Raw genomic sequence first — 18,074 nt, forward strand, 5'->3', positions numbered from 1 at the left:
TGCGCTTTTGAAATAAAAAAGTCTATAATCTGTTTAGTGAGATCAAAGGAGGATGAGGATAAAAATGGATGATTTAAAATCGTTTACCTATGTTTTAGCGGTTGCAGAATGCAAAAGTATTTCAAAAGCCGCTGAACTTTTATATATTTCACAACCATCACTCAGCAGATTTATATCCAGTCTGGAACAGGAACTTGGAATTTTACTTTTCGAGCGGAAATCGAATGGAATCAGTCTGACAGAGGCTGGCGAAATTTATGTTGAGTATGGAAAAGAAATCAAACGTTTAAACAGCACAATGGAGCATGAATTAAAGGAACTTCAATTATCTGAAGAACAGGAAATACATGTATGCATGTCTCTAAGCGCCAGTCTTTTGTTGGCAATGGAAGTTCAGGAGAAGATCAGTAAAAAATACATCGGGTGTAAAGCAACATTTTCAAATGTCATGGCTAAAGAAATCCTGCCAGGCTTAAAAAACAGGACCTATGACTTGGCAATAGGACCGGATCTGAGTGAAAAGGATTCTTCTATCGTATTTGATCTTATTGTAGAAGATTATATGTTACTTGCAGTTCCAAAGAAGTATATGATGCTTCAGAAAGCAGAAAAAAGAGAAGGTGAAAAATATCCATGGATGGATATTTCGATGATGCCGAATGAGTTTATTATCCAGGACAATTCCTGTTATGTCAGACAAGAGATCGATCAGATATTTGAAGAATATGGAAAAAAATTGAAGCCAAAGATGATCGTAAACAGTTCGATGCTTGCAATGCAGACCTTGGAGCGAGGAATGGGATTCTGTTTTATATCAGAAGTATTCCTTCCATATATAACAAATACAAAAGATATTGATTTTTTTTGCATTGGAAAAAACAAGGTAAAAAAGACAAAAACAGGTATTATATATTTGAAAAATAAAATCCTTTCCAGACAGGAAAAGTACTGTATATCTGTTTTGAAAGAGAAAATAATAAATGGAGAAATAGGGGCATAGCATGAAGCTATACCCCTATTTTCTTTTGGCATTGGTGAAAACAGTAACAGACAATTATAATAAGATTAACGTGATGAGCCGGTAAACATCATATAAGAGAAGAATGAGAGTTTTTGGAAAAGCGCACTCCGAAAAAGCTTATTGTATATGGATACGGAGGAAAAGAAAGATGAGTATGGCTACAATAGGAGCGATTCTGACATTAATAGTTTTCGTTGCAGTTCTTGCAACGCCAAAATTACCAAACTGGTTTTGTTTTTTGATTATGGCACCGATCGTTGTATTTACAGGAACAATGGATGCAGACGGAGTATATGCCGTGTTAAGCAGTTCAAGTTTTCATCTGATGGCAATTATATGTATGTTTTCAGGAATGATTGCTGCAACGGGGCTTGATATCGTAATGGGAAATGCTTTAGATAAATTAACCGGTAATGTAAGTGGAAAGAAAAAAGAAATGTTAATTTTTGCAATTCTTTATCTTGCATCAGGACTGGTATCATTTGTTCTGCAGAACAGTTATGTTGCAATGGCATTTTTGCCGGTGATTTTCAGTATTGCTAAGAAAAATAAGATCAGTCATTCAAAAATGATTTTGTTTGTAATTTATGCAAGTACTTTAGGGGGTGCTTGTACCCTGATTGGAACACCGACAAATATTTATGCAAATACAGCGCTTGAAGAAGCTGGACTTAAGCTTTTTGGCATGTTTGATTTTGCCTGGGTAGGTATTCCGATTTTTATTCTGGGTGGAATTTATATGATCGTGATGAACCGCTGGTGCCCGTCTTATGAGGAAACAGTGCCAAGCAATTCAGAGATAGAGGTAGCTACAGAAATTACACCTGAAATGAAAAAGAAACAGATGGTTGTAGGAATCAGTTTCCTTCTGTTCGTACTTGCTCTGATTCTGGATTCGCTTACAGATATTACAGTGAACCCGAATTTTATCGGATATGCACTAATCGCGGTTTCGGTTCTTACAACTGTTGTAAAACCAAAAGAAGTAATCACTTCATTCGGTGTTGATATGGTACTTTTCTGTGCAGGTATCAATTTGATCATTGCAGTTATGAAGAACAGTGGACTTGGGGAAGTGTTTGGAGCTGTTGTGCTGAGTATTCTTGGAGATACGAAAAATCTGTATCTGATCACAGCAGTATTGTTCCTTGGATCGGCAATTGCAACACAGTTTATGAACAATATGGCAACCGCAGGAGTACTTGCCCCGATTGGGATCTCTATTGCAGAATCAATGGGAGCAAACCCACAGGCAATTGTTCTTGCAATTGCAATTGGAGCAGGATGCTCTTTCCTGACACCGATCGCATCAGGAACAAATCAGACATTAATGATCTTTACAAACTTAAAATTTACTGACTTTGCAAAATTTGGATGGCCATTGGTTATTATCAGCTTTATATGCTGTGTAGGAATTCTTCCATTGGTATTCCCGTTCTTTTAAAAGACAGAAAAGAGTTATGTATAACAAAGGGGGCAAAATTTTGTCCCCCGTTTCCAGTTTAAAATAAAGTTAGATGAGGTGGCAGCATGAACAAAGAATTAACCTATTCAACTCCGGAAGAGGAAGGCGTATCATCAGAATATATTATTAATTTTCTGAACGAGATGGAAAAAAGAGAAGCAGAGATCCATGGAATCATGATCTTGAGAAACAATAGAGTTATATTTGAAGCATATAATGAACCGTATCGGAAGGAAATCCCACATATTGTCCATTCTTTTACAAAATGTTTTACAAATACAGCGGCGGGAATTGCATATACAAAAGGACTCATAAAGCTGGAGGATAAGGTACTTGATTATTTTCCGGAATATCGTGAGGCAGCAAATGAGTATCTTCAGAAGCTTACGATACGGAATTTACTTACGATGCGCAGTGGACAGGAAAGAAGTATAGGTGGAAATGAATGGAGACCATTAAAAACCAGCTGGCTGGATGCATATTTTAAAGTACCGTTTGTAAAAGAGCCGGGAAGTGAATTTATGTATTCAAGTGGGAATTCTTATATTACGTCAGCGATCGTACAGCGTATTACAGGAAAAACATGCCATCAATTGATCGAAGAAGAACTGGCACCGTACATTGGTCTGGAGAAGTTTAGCTGGGGAGAAAGTCCGGAAGGAATCTGTTCAGGTGGAAATGGTGTGAGCATTACGGTAGAAGGAATGGCCAGACTTGGGTTACTTTATCTGAATCAAGGAAAATGGGGAGAAAAACAATTATTAAGTGCTGATTGGGTGAATCTTGCACTCGGTAAAAAAGATCCACAACCAAGGAAAGCAGGAGAAAAAGATTATAATTTTCACTGGACGCATACAGGAGATATCTGGTGTTCAGATGGAATGTTTGGGCAGACCTGTGCGATTGTTCCGGAACAAAATATGGTAATTGCTATTACTGCGGCAGACAGTAATTACCTGGAGACGGAACTGATTCAAAAAGAGGTTTTGGATCCGATGAAAGAAGAAAGAAATCTTTCTGAAAAGATGTGGAATGTATTAAAAAATAAAGGTCTCAGAATGTCTTTGGAAAACAAAAACAGATCTGTCATTAACAGACTGATTTCAGGAAATCGGAAAATAGAAATGGTCCCTTTTGAGAATGAAGATAAAATTGAAAAAGCAGGTCTGGAATTTTCAGAAGATAAAGTAATATTCTGGATGAAAGACAACAGAGGGACACATTTTGTAGAAGCAGGACTTGACTGTTGGATTCATGGGAAAACCTCTATGACAGGTGGATATCTGCACCATCAGTATGAGATGGATGAAATGAAAATTGCCGCATGTGCTTACTGGAAATCAGAAAATGTGTTGATGATGGAATGGCGCTATCCGGAGATGGCTTTTTTTGATCATGTGTCTTTTGAATGGAAAGAAGACAGGGTATATATGAAACGCTGGGTGAATATGAATTCACAGGCACTGGAAAGACCAGTTGTAACAGCAAAAATATGCGAATCTTAACAATTATTAAGAAAACCATGGGTGTTCCTGTAAGGTAAGAGCCCTATGATAAACACAACGAAGCAAATACTAATGCAAATGGATGTTAAGGAGGAAGCACGAATGGAAATCAAGAAACCTGCAATTGCAGGAACATTAGAATCCAGTGACTGCCAGGTAACAGTAGAAGCCGGAGAAGGAAAAGTTGATTTTTCACTGGAAAGCGCAGTGATCAATCAGTATGGGAACCAGATTAAGAAAGTAGCTTATGAAACACTGGAAAATCTGGGAATCGATAATGTAAAGCTTACAATCGTAGATAAAGGAGCTCTTGACTGTACGATCAAAGCAAGAATCGAAGCAGCTGTTTACCGTTCGGTAGGACAGATCGAAGATTTACCGTGGGGAGGTGCAATCAGATAATGAATCCGAATAAAAAAAGACTTAGAAGAACTATGATGTTTTTAAATGCACAGAAACCGGGACTGATCAAAGATCCTTATATTTACAAACCGGATTCCATCATGCTTGACCTGGAAGATGCGGTTGCAGAAAACCAGAAAGATGCAGCCAGATTTTCTCTTTATCATGCACTTAAGACGATTAATTATAGAGGATGTGAACGTGTTGTCAGAATTAACGGACTGGACACTCCTTACTGGAAAGAAGATATCCGCTGCGCAGTAGCAGGCGGCTGTGATGCGATCCGTATTCCAAAGACAGAATCCGCACAGGACGTAAAAGTGGTAGAGGCTGAAGTTGTTCAGGCTGAAAAAGATTTTGGACGTGAAGAAGGAAGTGTTCTGATTATGGCAGCTATTGAATCAGCACGAGGCGTGATGCGTGCACTTGATATCTGTGAATCTTCCGAAAGACTTTTCGGAATTGCCCTTTCCGGCGGAGATTACACCAAAGACCTTCAGACACACATTACCGGAACTGGAATCGAGCTCATGGGAGCAAGACAGAACATGGTGATCGCAGCACGAGCAGCTGGTGTACAGTGCTTTGATACTGTATACACAGACCTTGATGATATGGATGGTTTCCGTCAGGATGTTGAGAATATCCACCTGATGGGGTTTGATGGAAAATCCATCATCAACCCAAGACAGATCAACATTGTACATGAAATCTTTACACCAAAACAGAAAGATATCATTTTCGCAGAAAAAGTTGTCCGTGAAATTGATACAAAGAAAGCACAGGGAATCGGTGTATTTACAGTAGATGGTAAGATGATCGATATCGCTTTCTATGACGGAGCAAAGAGAACAATCGAGCTTGCAAAAGCTTCAGGTGTGTATAAGGGGGATTTATAAGATGATTAACGCAGTAGGTAGAGATATCCCGGAAGAGATTTTAAAAGCAACTGGTAAAGAAGTATTTCAGGGTGTTCATCATTTTGACGGACATGTTTATAAAAAACACGGACCGGAAGTAGAATGTGTGATCAATTCCAACGGAAGCAAGATGGTAGACAGTATCCATGATGTTCTTGTAAAATGTGGCATCAAAGACGGTATGACAGTCAGCTTCCATCACCATTTCCGTGAAGGTGATTACGTTGTAAATATGGTAATGAAAGAGATCCATGATATGGGGATCAAGGACATTACTATCTGTGCAAGCTCTCTTGGAAAAGCACATGATCCTCTGGTAGAATATATTGAAGACGGAACCATTACAAATATTCAGTCTTCCGGAGTGCGTGGAAAAATCGGAGAAGCCATTTCTAACGGTAAATTAAAAGGTCTTGCGATCATGCGTTCCCATGGCGGACGTGTACGTGCCCTGGTAACAGGTGAGACACAGATCGATATCGCATTTATCGGAACTCCTACCTGTGATGAGTACGGTAACTGCCGTGGTATCGGTGGAAAATCTGACTGTGGTGTACTTTCCTACGCAATGTCAGATGCTTTCCATGCAAACAAAGTCGTAGCAATCACAGACTGCATGGTTCCGTTCCCGAACTTTCCGGCACATATTTCAATGACAAAGGTAGACTATGTTGTAGAAGTAGACCAGATTGGTGATCCGAAGAAGATCGCAACAGGTGCAGCAAAACCGACCACAGATATGAGAAAGCTGATGATGGCTGATTACTGTACACAGTTCGTTGTAAATACACCGTATTTCAAAGATGGATTCTCTTATCAGACAGGTGTCGGCGGAGCTTCTATCGCATCTACTATTTCACTTGCAAAGGTAATGAAAGAAAGAAATATCCGCATGCGTTTTGGTGTGGGTGGTCTTACAAAGCCGATGTGTGACCTTCTGATCAACGGTCAGGTAGATGCACTTCTGGATACACAGGACTTTGACCTTGCAGCCGTAGAATCTGTAAAAGATCTGCATCATTTCCGGATCAGTGCAGGTGAGTATGCGAACCCGTTCAACAAGGGTGCAGTTGTCAATAAATTGGACTTCGTAATTCTTGCAGCTCTGGAAGTTGACGTACACTTCAACTGTAACGTTGTTGTAGATTCTAATGGTATGATCACAGGAGCGCAGGGTGGACATCCGGATACAGCAGCCGGAGCAAAATGTGCCATCGTTATCGCACCGCTTCTTCAGGGAAGAACACCGGCAATCTGTACAGACGTAACAACCGTCACAACACCGGGAGAAAGTGTAGACGTTGTCATCACAGATTATGGTATTGCAATCAACCCGAAGAGACAGGATCTGATCGAAGCAATGAAAGATGTAGACCTTCCGTTTAAGACCATCGAAGAATTACGTGATATCGCTTACTCTATCGCGGGGGAACCACAGAAGGTACAGTTTGGAGATCGTGTTGTCGGTGTCATTGAAAGCCGTGACGGTACCATCATGGATGTTGTCCGTCAAATCAAGCCGTTTGAATTTGATGATTAAATTCTGATCGGAAAACTTACAGGTTATTGGCAATTGGATATAAAAGGAGAACCGTATGGGAAAGAATCAGGCAGTAGAGAAAGCAGAATACTTTGCAGAATCGATTGGCCGGATGGCGTATCAGGCGTTGCTTGAGGAAGTCTATACGGTTCCCAAACCGGGGCTTGTAGATCCGTATTCCTGTGGTGCCCACACTGATATGGATGTGCAGACCTTTGAAAGAAGTGCAGAGGCGTTGTATCCGTGGTTTGTTAGAATGGCATACCAGGGATATCAGCTGACCTGTACGTCGGAAGATCTTTTCCGTGAAATCCGTAAGACCGGAATGCTTGCGGAGGAAGCCATGTATCGGGCAACCGGACATGTGAATACACATAAAGGGATGATCTTTACCCTTGGAATATTCAGTGCGGCAGCGGGAAGATGTATCCAGGAAGACGGAACGGTTACTTTACAATCCATCCTTCGGATGGAGCAGAAGATGACTGCCAGGATCTTAAGAGCCGAAATTGAGATGTTGGGAAAGGAACCTGCGAAAAGTAACGGTGAGAAAAATCTCGTACAATACGGGACTACAGGGATTCGCGGGGAAGCGCTTGCCGGATACCCATCTGTTTTTCATATTGCGCTTCCGGTACTGGAGGATGGACTTTTGCGGGGAATGGAGTGGAACCGGATCAAATTACAGATCCTTTTTGCACTGATGAGCCGGGTGCAGGATTCCAACATTTTATCGAGAAAGAATCCGTCAGTACTCTATCAGGTACAGATGGAAGCGATGCAGTTTCTGGAGGAAGGCGGAGCCTACTCAGAAGATGCGTTAGACAAACTGATCCGCATGGATGCGGATTATATAAAGCGTGGTATCAGCGCGGGTGGGTGTGCCGATCTACTTGCCACCTCACTGTTTCTTGCAATGCTGTGCAATAAAATTCCAAACGAGAACGGGGCAATCCTGAACCTCTTTCCAGTTGTAAAATAGAGCGTATAATAACTGAGAACGGGAATCAAATTTTCTGCCATGAATATGGACTGCACCAGACTGGTGAGGAATAAAAAAGATGACTTTTCACAAATGAGCGGGTGAAAAGTCATCTTTTTCATTAGGAGAAGATTCCGGATGGAGCCTCTTCTTGATGAAAAGGTCGTTTACGGAACAAAACGGTATCCCAGTCCGCGGATTGTCAGGATATACGCCGGATTCTGTCTGTCGTCCTCGATCTTACCACGAAGCCGGTTGATGTAGACCATGATCGCATTGTCATCAACGGCAACCGTATTGCCCCAGACATGTTCATAGATCATATCCTTGGTGAAAACCTGCTGCGGATGCTTCATAAAAAGCAGAAGAAGTGCAGACTCCTTGGAAGAAAGGATAAGTTCTTCACCATTTTTGTAAAAACGCATGGTTGTGGTATCATAGCTGAATGGACCGCATTCCAGAGTATCGGAATTGTCGAGTACCAGATTCTTGTTGCGGCGGATCAGTGCTTTTACTTTGGCACCAAGTACAAGCGGTCGGAACGGCTTGGTGATATAATCATCCGCTCCAAGTGAAAGCCCGTACAGAGAATCATAGTCTTCATTACGTCCGCTGACGATCATAACCGGAGTACTGATCCCCTGATTGCGAAGCCGTTTGATGACCTCAAATCCCTCCATATCTCCCAGCATAATATCCATAAGGATCAGGTCAAATGTATGATTTTTCAGGATGGACAGAGCATCCATGCCACAGTTTACTGTTGTTGTTTCCAGCTCATTGCTGTGCATTACCTTTTCCAGCAGCTTACAGATTGCCGGATCATCATCTACGATCAGTATTTTGTCAGCCATTGAGGCAACCTCCCAAAAGTAAAAATTTCGATAAAATTCTATACAACTTATAAAAAACATTATAATATTAGAAAGAGAACAAGTCAATTGATAACAAACTGGGGACGAGAATATATGAAGAAAAACAAAAAGACACTGATTGCTGCGATTCCACTTTTTTTAATCGTAATTCTTGTATTTGCAGGATTTGGTGTCTGGAAAAAGTACAGAGATACTTTGATGCAGAACCAGGAGGAACAGATGCTCCTGACAACCAGAATCCTGAGTGAAAATATGGCGATGTCCGCAGAGGAATATGAGGAAAGTTTAAGCTTTCTTGCGAAAACAGCAGAGAACAGACCGCAGGATGAGGCAAAACAACTATATCGGGAATTTATAGACACACAGACCAGTTTTATCACGAATCTGTACCTGGAAGACGAACAGGGGAAGCTTTCCGAGAGTGTCAAGGATGTACAGATTGTAAGTTCACAGCTGCTCACTCAAAGCTCGGCAAAGAATAGCATTTATATGGAAAAAGATACAGATGGGAAAATCTATAATGTATATAAGCGTATTTTGAAGGATGGGAGAAAGATCTGTCTGATGATCGATGCGGAAAAATATTATCAGAAACTGATTTCGGGAATTCACATCGGAACGAATGGATACATTGTAGTCAAAGATGCAGAAGGAACGATCATCATGCATCCGAAGAAAGAACAGTGGGGAATTCCGGTTATTGCAGGAAGGAAGAAAATGTATCCGGATCTGGATTACTCCAGTCTGGAGAAGATGATTGAGGATCAGAAGAAGAGAAAAGAAGGTATTTCTCATTATTATTCGTATTGGTGGACAAATGAAGAACGTCCGAGAGTACAGAAAATCAGTGCATATTCTCCGGTTCAGATCGGAGACAGCTTCTGGGTAGTCAGTGCGGTGATCGACTACGATGATCTGTACGAACCGATAGCTGAAGGTTTCTTGAAAATGGTATGTATTTTTGTTGGTATTTTGTTGGCTGCCGGTATTGCGGTTGTCTTATTTGGCAGAGTGATGCGTGATATGAGAAGAGCTGTGCGGGAGATCAATGATCTGAAAGAACTGAATGAGCAGTTGGAAAAAATGCATCGGAGTGAGCAGAGTATCGCACATCAGCAAAGACTTCAGATCATGGGAACTATGACAGGTGGTATCGCACATGAATTCAATAATTTTCTGACTCCGATCATGGGATATGCAGAGCTTCTGATGATGGAACTTCCGGAAGGATCAGAAGAACAGGACAGTGCAAAAGAAATTTATGAGGCTTCGGAAAAAGCAAAGGATGTAGTGCGCCAGATTTCGTCCCTGAGTCGAAAGAATGTAGAGACCGTTTATAAAAATATTTCGATAAAGAAATTCATGACGCGTGCAGAAAGGATGATGGAATCTGTCTGCACGCCTCTGATCCATATGGAAAGTGAGTTTCGGGTAGATGATGAAATGATCCTTGGAAATGCGACACAGCTGAACCAGGTGCTTTTAAATGTCTGCGTTAATGCGGTGCATGCGATTGGAAAAAATCAAGGAAATATCAGAATATCCTGCCATTCAGAAGAAAAAGAAAAACTGGCTCAGGGAGTGATTGAAAAGCTTTCGGATGTATGGAAAAAGTATATCCATATCCAGGTGAAAGATAATGGGTGTGGAATGGATAAAGAGACGTTGCGTCAGATTTTTGATCCATTTTTTACAACGAAAAAAGGGGGAGAGGGTACCGGACTTGGACTGGCACTTGCGGAGCAGATTATTACTTCACATAAGGGATATATTTATGCAGAGAGCAAAAAAGGAGAAGGAAGTACCTTTCATATCTATCTTCCGGTACTGGATACAGAGCATATGCCACAGATTGTGCAGAATATTCCCAGAAAGGATTATCGGATCGTGGTGGCAGATGACAATGCAAAGGTATTGCAGCTGCTGAAAAAGAATTTTGAGAAGATCGGGATCCAGATTCAGACCTGTATGAAAAGAGAAGAACTGCAAAAATGTCTGGAACAGCAGCAGGCAGATGTGCTGGTAGTAGACGAGACGATGGAGGATTGCAGTGGAGTGGATTTCTGTATGTCGCTTGCAGGCAGATATCCGGACATGCTGAAGCTTATTATTATTGATGGAGTCAGCCGCGAGGTGGCAGAGACCCGGCAGAAAGGAATCATTGACGGATATGTAGAAAAACCGGTATCGGATACCGCGATTCTTGAGGCAATTCGGAATTGTGCCAGCCAGCCGGTATAAGAAAAAAGACGCAGATATCTGTAAGGTGTAAGATAAGACAAACCCAACCTTAATACTTTTAAAGATTTACCTTAACAAAATGTAAGGAGGAATCTGTAAGAGTGTAAGGTTGGGTTTTTATAATGGAATCATCAAATAAATGGTACGAAAAAGTACCCGTACAAAAGGAAGGAGAAAATGCCATGAGTGAAGCAATGCTTGCCTTATTGGGATTTGCAACCATCATTATTGTGATTGCGTTGCTCTTAAGAAATGTAACGGTACCGGCTCTTGCATTTGTCAGTGTATCAACTGTAACAGGTGCGATCCTTGTAGCAACCGGAACATTTACGATTGAAGAAATGGGGGAATTTGTAACAGCCGGTGTAGCAGGAGTACATGGTACTGCAGCACTGTTTATCTTCTCTGTACTTTTCTTTGGAATTATGACAGATGTAGGAATGTTCGACAAGATCATCAATGCATTGATGAAGAAAGTCGGAAGTAATGTAGTCGGTGTTGCCATGATGACCTGTATCATTGCTATGATCGGACATCTGGATGGAGGCGGTGCCTCTACATTCCTGATTACAATTCCGGCAATGCTCCCGGTTTACAAACGTCTGAATATGAGACCGACAACTCTGATGCTCATCTGTGTATCTGCAATGGGTGTTATGAACCTTCTGCCATGGGGCGGACCGACAATGCGTGCGGCTACTGTCCTTGGAATTGAACCAAATGCACTGTGGAAACAGATCATTCCAATGCAGGTTGTAGGTATTTTTATTGCACTTGGAACAGCATTTATCTGGGGAAATATCGAAAAGAAGAGAGGTGCAGGCACTTCTTCAGCAGAAAAGATCGAGTATGGCGGAATTGAAGATGAAGCTGTAACAGATGATGAAAAGAATGAGCTTGCAAGACCGAAACTCTTTGTATTCAACGTGATCGTAACACTGGCAGTAATCGTAAACCTGGTTCTTGCAAAGGTACCGTCTTACTACATCTTTATGGTAGGATGTGCAGTAGCACTTTTTGTAAACTACCCGGGTGCAAAAATGCAGGGTAAGATCATTAAATCCCATGCAGGCCCGGCACTTACCATGGCATCTACGATTCTTTGTGCAGGTGTATTCCTTGGAGTTATGCAGCAAACAGAGATCATGACTCATATGGCTAACGTACTTGCAAACGTGGTTCCACAGTCTATGGGAAGATTTTTACCGCTTATTGTAGGTCTGGTATCAGTACCGCTTACACTGATGTTTGATACCGATTCTTTCTTCTTCGGAATGCTTCCGGTACTGATCGGAATCGGAAACGAATTCGGTGTGAATCCGGCACATATCGCCATTTCAATGGTTGTTTGCCGTAACTGTGCAACATTCATCAGCCCGGTTGTTCCGGCTACTTTCCTTGGAACCGGACTTGCCGGTGTGGAGATCAAAGACCACATCAAGAACAGTTTCTTCTGGATCTGGGGTGTAAGTATTATCTGTCTGATTTCAGGTTTAATTCTTGGAGTTATCAAATTCTAGTTAGATAAATAAAAAGATCCTGTATTTCATGTGATTTGTACATGGAGTACGGGATTTTTTTGGATATGCATATAAAATGGTCTGATGATTGAAATGCAACGAAAGTGCTCGAAAATGTTATGCAGGGTATAAGATTTCAGGAAAATGTGATAGAGTTATTTTACTTCGATTTATTTCTAAAATCGAAAAAGTATCTAATTAACCATAATCAGAAGGTATCTCATTTTCGGTGCTCAATTTTCGAGTAAACTCCCGACAATGAACAAAGCAAAAGAAAATATAGAAGTATGGGAGTTTGCCTTTACAAAGGATGACAGTATGTTAAAATATTTATAGTAGAAAAGTCAGAATGAAACTGGGATCATCCAGTGGATGCGATTTATGAGCGGAAAGAACAGAAAGGATTTTGCAAAGATGGCAGAGCAAAATGAATATATTAAAGAAGCTTATGAATGTCTGGAGAAGATGAGTGCAGATGAAAGAAAAAGAAGAGAATACGAAGAAAGACAAAAAATTTTGTGGGATCATAATTCGTTTATGAAAAGTGCAAAATAATTGGGATGCGAGAAGGACGTAAAGAAGGGCGTAAAGAAGGGTACAGGGAAGCATTAGTTTCAATTGTTATAAAAAAATTGCAAAAAGGGATGTCAGCAGAGGAAATTGCAGATTTTCTGGAAGAGGATGTCTTGACGATACAGAGAATCTATGATATTGCCAATACCTATGCACCGGAATATGATATAGAAAAAATAGTACAAAAGTTGGGAAACACATCGGGAATGAAACAAAAGTAAGAAAAGAGTAAGTCAAATCAGATAGATGAGTGATTTGACTTACTCTTTTTTCGCATGTAATTAGTTGTTGTTCACTTATAAAGTAAAAACACCATATGAGGATGCCCTAAGGCATATGCCTTAGTACGAGGAATGTTTTACTTCAAAATTTTCCGCAAAATACAAGTAATAATTCCCACCACGCAGAATGGAAAATATGCCGGGTAAAGGGAACCAAATACCAGGATACCGCCTCTGATACCGGTCAGCAACTGAACATCAGCAGGAATTGCAGCTGCGGCTAGACTGAAGAGGTAGGACAGAACATATACTAGGACAAAATAAGTAAGTCCGCGTCCGGTTCCGTGTCGGATGCCACTTAATGTGAAAAAGAACGTAGACAGCATCCAGATCAGCATAACCGCTCCGACAGTCAGATAAGCAATCAGAGTAAGATCTGGATTGGATGTCAGTGTATTGATATCTCCATAATCAGACAGCTGATTCCAGAATGAAAAAAAGGTAATCGCCAGGATGATGGCGGACATCAGAACCGGTGCCGGGCGAAGGATGAAAGTGGTCAGTTTCTCAGCGGCAGTACTTCCGGTGCGGGCAATATTCCGGATTGGAGCAGCCAGTTCTTCGGAAGAGGAATCGGGACGTCTGCGGGAATTTCTCCGTTCTGTCCGTCTGGCTGGTCTTTGGCGGTCATAATAAGAATCCTCTTCTTCATAATCATCGTCATAATCAGGAGCAAGCCTGTCTGTTTCATCGTAGTAGTCGTCAGTTTCATAATCGTTAAGGTAGTCTGTGTCGTCATAACGGTCGTCATAATCATCCTGCCCCACAGGGATCGACGGGAGATCGCCTGTATAAGTTACTTCAAAGTTGTCATCAAAATAGTCGTCTATATTTTTTTTATTATTCATAAAACAAATACACCCTCCTTGTGCATAAGTGTATGGTAACTGTTTTGACAGTCTGTGTCAAATAAATAATGAGATGATTGTGAAATCTGAAAAATTGAAAATGGGTTAATGTAGCAAAGATGGAAAGAGAAAGAGTGGTAGGGGACATCATTCTATGGTAGAATAAATCTGTATGAAAAAATAAATGAGGACAGAAAAATATGGCAATCAATATAGCAACAAAAGCAATCCTGAAAATCCTGTCTTTTGGAGGGATTGATGTAGAAGTATCAAGGCAGCTTGCGGATCTGAAAAGACTGGATCCGATGAAAATTTTTTATAAAAAAATGGATCTGCAGGTATATAACGGCGATTATGAAGTTCCGATCCGGGTATTTTTCCCGGATGAAGCATCGTGTCTGGAAAAAGATCAGATCAAGGGACGAAAGATCATGCTTTTCCTTCACGGAGGAGGATGGGCGACTGAGCATGTGGAAAATTATGAGAGAGTATGTTCCCGGATGGCACAGGCGACGGGGCAGACTGTAGCAGCAGTAGAATATCGCCTGGCGCCGGAGCACAAGTTCCCGACCGGGCTTATGGACTGTTATGCCGTGGCAAGAGCATTGTATACGCATCCGGATACAAAGCCGGAGGATATTACTCTGATTGGAGACAGTGCAGGTGGCAATCTGGCAGCTGCATTATCCATTATGGCACGGGATCGTGGCGAATTTATGCCAAAGAGACAGATTCTGATCTATCCGGCAGTCAATAATGATTATTCAGAGAAGAGTCTGTTCTCTTCTGTAAGGGAGAACGGGCAGGATTATCTTCTGACGGCAGGCAAATTAAAAGATTATATCAATCTTTATGCAGGTTCGGAAGAGGACAAGTTAAATCCATATTTTGCACCGATTCTGAAGAAAGATCTGTCAGGGCAGCCGGATACACTGATCCTGACGTCAGAATTTGATCCGCTCCGGGATGAGGGAGAAGCGTATGGAAGACGTCTTGCAGAGGCAGGTAACCGGGTGGAAGTACACCGGATCAAGGATGCACTTCACGGATATTTTGCACTGGGAATCCGGAGTCTGCATGTACAGGAAAGTTTTGAATATATCAATCATTTTCTGGAGGGGGAATAGAAAATGCCGCAGACAAATGTAAAGCACTGGAGAAGGCTGGACAATGCAGCGAAGCTTTTTCCGGCGGCGAGCAGTAAAAGGGATACCCGTGTATTCCGGTTCTACTGTGAATTGAAAGAGGATATACAGCAGGAGATCCTGCAGAAGGCGGTAGACAGGACACTGGAAAAATATCCGATCTTTCTGTCCGTGCTGCGAAAGGGACTGTTCTGGCATTATCTGGAACAGAGTAATAAAAGACCGGTTGTAAGAGAAGAGTATAAGGAGCCGTGCAGCAGCCTTTATATCCGTGATAAGAGAGATCTGCTTTTTGAAGTGACTTATTACAAAAAGAGAATCAATTTTGAGGTCTTTCATGTGCTGACGGACGGAACCGGTGCCAGTGAATTTGTACGGGAGCTGGTGAAAAATTATCTGTATCTGGCACATCATGAGGATGGACTGGAGGATGTGGTTCTGTCAGAGTATTCGGAGAGCCTTTTCGATCAGGAAGCAGATGGATTTGAAAGATATTATTCCCACCAGGCAGACCGCAAAAAGGAGAAAAAGCCGGCAGCGCATCAGCTTCGCGGAAACCGGCGCGAGCTTGGAAGCCTGCAGACGACAGAGGCAGAAATTCCGGTCGAAGAACTGAGGCATCAGGCAAAGACTTATGGTGTATCGATGACGGTATTTCTGACTGCGGTATATCTGTGTGCGATTCACCGGACAATGACAAGACGGCAGGAAAGCAAGCCGGTTGTACTGATGGTTCCGGTAAATCTGCGTAATTTCTTTCCGACCAATACAATGCTCAATTTCTTCAACTGGATCGAACCGGGATATCATTTTCAGGGTGGAAAAGAAGAGTTCACAGATGTTGTGCAAAAAGTAAATGCATGTTTTAAAGAAGAACTGACAGCGGAAAAGATGGAGAAGCGGATGAACGATTACTTCGCCTTGCAGGTGCATCCAATCCTGAAATTTGCGCCGCTGGAACTGAAAAATGTCTGTATCAATATCGGGGCGAGGACGGCAGAAAGTGATGTGACCGCTATTTTTTCCAACATGGGAATCATCCGGATGCCGGAAAGCTATGAGACGTATATCAGGTATTTTGGTGTTTATACAAGTACGCCGAAAGTAGAGCTTTGTATGTGTTCCTTACGGGATAAGATTTATCTGGGATTTACGTCCAGATATGACTGTGATGCGATCAAGGACAACTTTTTCCAGATTCTGAAAGAGCAGGAAGTAAAGCCTGAGATCCTTGAAGTGGAGTATCCGGAAAGTGTGATGACAGAAGCGAAAGGAATGCAGATTTTCAAAATATTTACATTTCTTTGCATGATCGCGATTGTGGCGGCACTGGGAGTGGATTATAGCATTGATACGAATTTCCATCTGTCACTGTTTGTGTGCGGCGGTGCGTTCAGTATGTGGTTGGCGCTCGCAGTCGGTTTCTTCAAGCGGTACAATCTGCTGAAGAATGCCATGTGGCAGCTGATCATTGTGACAGTCGGCTGTATTATCTGGGACTGGCTGACCGGCTGGCATGGCTGGTCGATTGACTTTGTGCTTCCGGGAGTCAGTGGCTTGATTATGATTTCGATGCTGATCATATCGAGGGTGTATTACCGTCAGGCGAAGGACTATCTGGTGTACTTTGTGATGGCGGCGCTTTACGGAATGATCTTACCATTTATCTTTTTGCTGACTGGTAAGGTACGAATTGTATTTCCGTCTGTGATTTCAATTGGGATGGGCGTGCTGATGCTGATCGGACTGGTGCTTTTCAAGGGAAAAGAAATGCGTCAGGAAATGGAAAAGAATTTACATGTATAAATCGGTGGTGCCGCAAAATTATCTGGATTGATGATTTTGCGGCACCATATTTTTTGCATTTAAATATCTGACGAGTGCGGTGATCTGGATCAGAAGTTCTTCCTGATGCTTTGCATCGAGTTCTTTAAATAAAGAAAGAACTTGGAATTCAAAACGAAGCAAAGAAACAGAAGGATCCGGTTCACCAATTTCCAAAGCTTCATCTGCAGAGATGCCATACAGATTGGCAAGGGTTGCGAAAGTGGAGAGATCCGGCTCGGCAACGTTATTCTCATAACCGGACAGAGATTTTCTGTGGATACCGGTCAATTCCATCACTTGTTTCTGGGTATATTCTTTATTTTCACGGGCGTTTTTCAGAATTTTACCAATATCTTTCATGAAAATGTTCCCCCTTCAAACATAGTATAAGTTCATTATAAATGGTCAGAGCAGGAAAAAGCAATAACAATTTATTTTGATTTTTTATCGAGATAGTCTGCGAGAGATTGAAACTGAATCAAAAGCTCTTCCTGGTGGCTGGTGTCAAATTTTTGGAAAAGAGTAAGCATTTTTCGTTCGCAGCGCGAAAGGGAAAAATGCGAGGGGGGGATAGAAGTCTTAATTCCTAATACTTCATCCACAGAAAGTTGATATAAGCGGAGTAATCTGGCAAATGTGTCAAGATCTGGTTCAGCTACACTGTTCTCATAGCCGGACAGAGTCTTGCGGTTGATACCGGTCAGTTCCATTACTTTCTTCTGAGTATAAAAATTATCTTCACGTGCTGTCCGGAGAATTTCTCCAATATGTTCCATGAGCAGGTCTTCCTTTCTAAGAGTTCTTATATAGTATAAGCGAAATCTGTATATGTTATTACCTATTATAATGGAAATTGATGTTAGGAAGTGGAAAGTCTTAAAAAAGGTACTTTTAATAATAAAAATCTTAAAAAATAAGACTAAAGGGTA

At 41.6% G+C, this 18,074-nt stretch carries 16 protein-coding genes and 1 pseudogene; 13 read left to right on the forward strand and 4 right to left on the reverse strand.

Annotation, left to right across the window (positions count from 1 at the left end):
* The first annotated feature begins 64 nt into the window (after window positions 1–64).
* The 7 genes from PGY05_RS06380 (at window position 65) to citG (ending at window position 7,835) form a co-directional block, all read left to right on the forward strand.
* The gene (locus tag PGY05_RS06380) at window positions 65–1,000 is read left to right on the forward strand and encodes a LysR family transcriptional regulator (RefSeq protein ID WP_022220652.1); all 936 of its coding nucleotides are present in this window, start codon (window positions 65–67) and stop codon (window positions 998–1,000) included.
* Window positions 1,001–1,169: 169 nt separating this feature from the next.
* Window positions 1,170–2,465: an SLC13 family permease gene (locus PGY05_RS06385; RefSeq protein WP_022220651.1), complete on the forward strand. Its 1,296-nt coding sequence runs from the start codon at window positions 1,170–1,172 to the stop codon at window positions 2,463–2,465.
* Between the two features lie 86 nt (window positions 2,466–2,551).
* Complete coding sequence (locus PGY05_RS06390) at window positions 2,552–3,991, forward strand: serine hydrolase domain-containing protein (RefSeq protein ID WP_173685899.1); 1,440 nt, start codon at window positions 2,552–2,554, stop codon at window positions 3,989–3,991.
* A gap of 102 nt (window positions 3,992–4,093) precedes the next feature.
* Window positions 4,094–4,393: a citrate lyase acyl carrier protein gene (gene citD / locus PGY05_RS06395; RefSeq protein ID WP_044998939.1), complete on the forward strand. Its 300-nt coding sequence runs from the start codon at window positions 4,094–4,096 to the stop codon at window positions 4,391–4,393.
* On the forward strand, window positions 4,393–5,292 hold the full coding sequence (locus tag PGY05_RS06400) for an aldolase/citrate lyase family protein (protein ID WP_008371977.1): 900 nt from the start codon (window positions 4,393–4,395) through the stop codon (window positions 5,290–5,292). Before citD ends, PGY05_RS06400 begins: the two co-directional genes overlap by 1 nt.
* 1 nt (window position 5,293) lies before the next feature.
* The gene (citF, locus tag PGY05_RS06405) at window positions 5,294–6,853 is read left to right on the forward strand and encodes a citrate lyase subunit alpha (RefSeq protein ID WP_008371975.1); all 1,560 of its coding nucleotides are present in this window, start codon (window positions 5,294–5,296) and stop codon (window positions 6,851–6,853) included.
* A gap of 55 nt (window positions 6,854–6,908) precedes the next feature.
* Window positions 6,909–7,835, forward strand: a complete 927-nt coding sequence (citG, locus tag PGY05_RS06410) for a triphosphoribosyl-dephospho-CoA synthase CitG (RefSeq protein ID WP_270475539.1) — start codon at window positions 6,909–6,911, stop codon at window positions 7,833–7,835.
* A gap of 167 nt (window positions 7,836–8,002) precedes the next feature.
* Here citG and PGY05_RS06415 read toward each other — a convergent pair whose 3' ends face one another.
* The gene (locus tag PGY05_RS06415; RefSeq protein WP_008371972.1) at window positions 8,003–8,689 is read right to left on the reverse strand and encodes a response regulator transcription factor; all 687 of its coding nucleotides are present in this window, start codon (window positions 8,687–8,689) and stop codon (window positions 8,003–8,005) included.
* 114 nt (window positions 8,690–8,803) lie between these two features.
* Between PGY05_RS06415 and PGY05_RS06420 the strand changes: the two genes are divergently transcribed.
* The 4 genes and pseudogenes from PGY05_RS06420 to PGY05_RS06435 all read left to right on the forward strand — a co-directional run bounded on the left by PGY05_RS06420 (window position 8,804) and on the right by PGY05_RS06435 (window position 13,265).
* The gene (locus PGY05_RS06420) at window positions 8,804–10,951 is read left to right on the forward strand and encodes an ATP-binding protein (protein WP_270475540.1); all 2,148 of its coding nucleotides are present in this window, start codon (window positions 8,804–8,806) and stop codon (window positions 10,949–10,951) included.
* Window positions 10,952–11,133: 182 nt separating this feature from the next.
* Window positions 11,134–12,471, forward strand: a complete 1,338-nt coding sequence (locus PGY05_RS06425) for a CitMHS family transporter (RefSeq protein ID WP_270475541.1) — start codon at window positions 11,134–11,136, stop codon at window positions 12,469–12,471.
* Between the two features lie 357 nt (window positions 12,472–12,828).
* Window positions 12,829–13,026, forward strand: a pseudogene (locus PGY05_RS06430) (PD-(D/E)XK nuclease family transposase); the annotation flags it as partial.
* A 5-nt stretch (window positions 13,027–13,031) separates the two neighbouring features.
* The gene (locus PGY05_RS06435) at window positions 13,032–13,265 is read left to right on the forward strand and encodes a hypothetical protein (protein ID WP_270475542.1); all 234 of its coding nucleotides are present in this window, start codon (window positions 13,032–13,034) and stop codon (window positions 13,263–13,265) included.
* Window positions 13,266–13,402: 137 nt separating this feature from the next.
* On the opposite strand, the gene PGY05_RS06440 is transcribed toward PGY05_RS06435, so the two are convergent.
* Complete coding sequence (locus PGY05_RS06440) at window positions 13,403–14,173, reverse strand: hypothetical protein (RefSeq protein ID WP_117834450.1); 771 nt, start codon at window positions 14,171–14,173, stop codon at window positions 13,403–13,405.
* A gap of 200 nt (window positions 14,174–14,373) precedes the next feature.
* On the opposite strand from PGY05_RS06440, the gene PGY05_RS06445 reads away from it, so the two are divergent.
* Both PGY05_RS06445 and PGY05_RS06450 read left to right on the forward strand, forming a co-directional pair.
* A complete protein-coding gene (locus tag PGY05_RS06445; protein ID WP_270475543.1) occupies window positions 14,374–15,300 on the forward strand; it encodes an alpha/beta hydrolase in 927 nt (308 codons plus the stop codon).
* A gap of 3 nt (window positions 15,301–15,303) precedes the next feature.
* Complete coding sequence (locus PGY05_RS06450) at window positions 15,304–17,124, forward strand: DUF6320 domain-containing protein (protein WP_270475544.1); 1,821 nt, start codon at window positions 15,304–15,306, stop codon at window positions 17,122–17,124.
* 18 nt (window positions 17,125–17,142) lie between these two features.
* On the opposite strand, the gene PGY05_RS06455 is transcribed toward PGY05_RS06450, so the two are convergent.
* Window positions 17,143–17,505, reverse strand: coding sequence for a helix-turn-helix domain-containing protein (locus PGY05_RS06455; RefSeq protein WP_022220639.1), 363 nt, complete (start codon window positions 17,503–17,505; stop codon window positions 17,143–17,145).
* Between the two features lie 71 nt (window positions 17,506–17,576).
* On the reverse strand, window positions 17,577–17,921 hold the full coding sequence (locus PGY05_RS06460) for a helix-turn-helix domain-containing protein (RefSeq protein WP_195508980.1): 345 nt from the start codon (window positions 17,919–17,921) through the stop codon (window positions 17,577–17,579).
* Window positions 17,922–18,074: the final 153 nt, after the last annotated feature.

Origin of the sequence: Coprococcus sp. AF51-11b1, assembly GCF_027682785.1 — a bacterium.
Lineage (GTDB): Bacteria > Bacillota > Clostridia > Lachnospirales > Lachnospiraceae > Allocoprococcus > Allocoprococcus comes.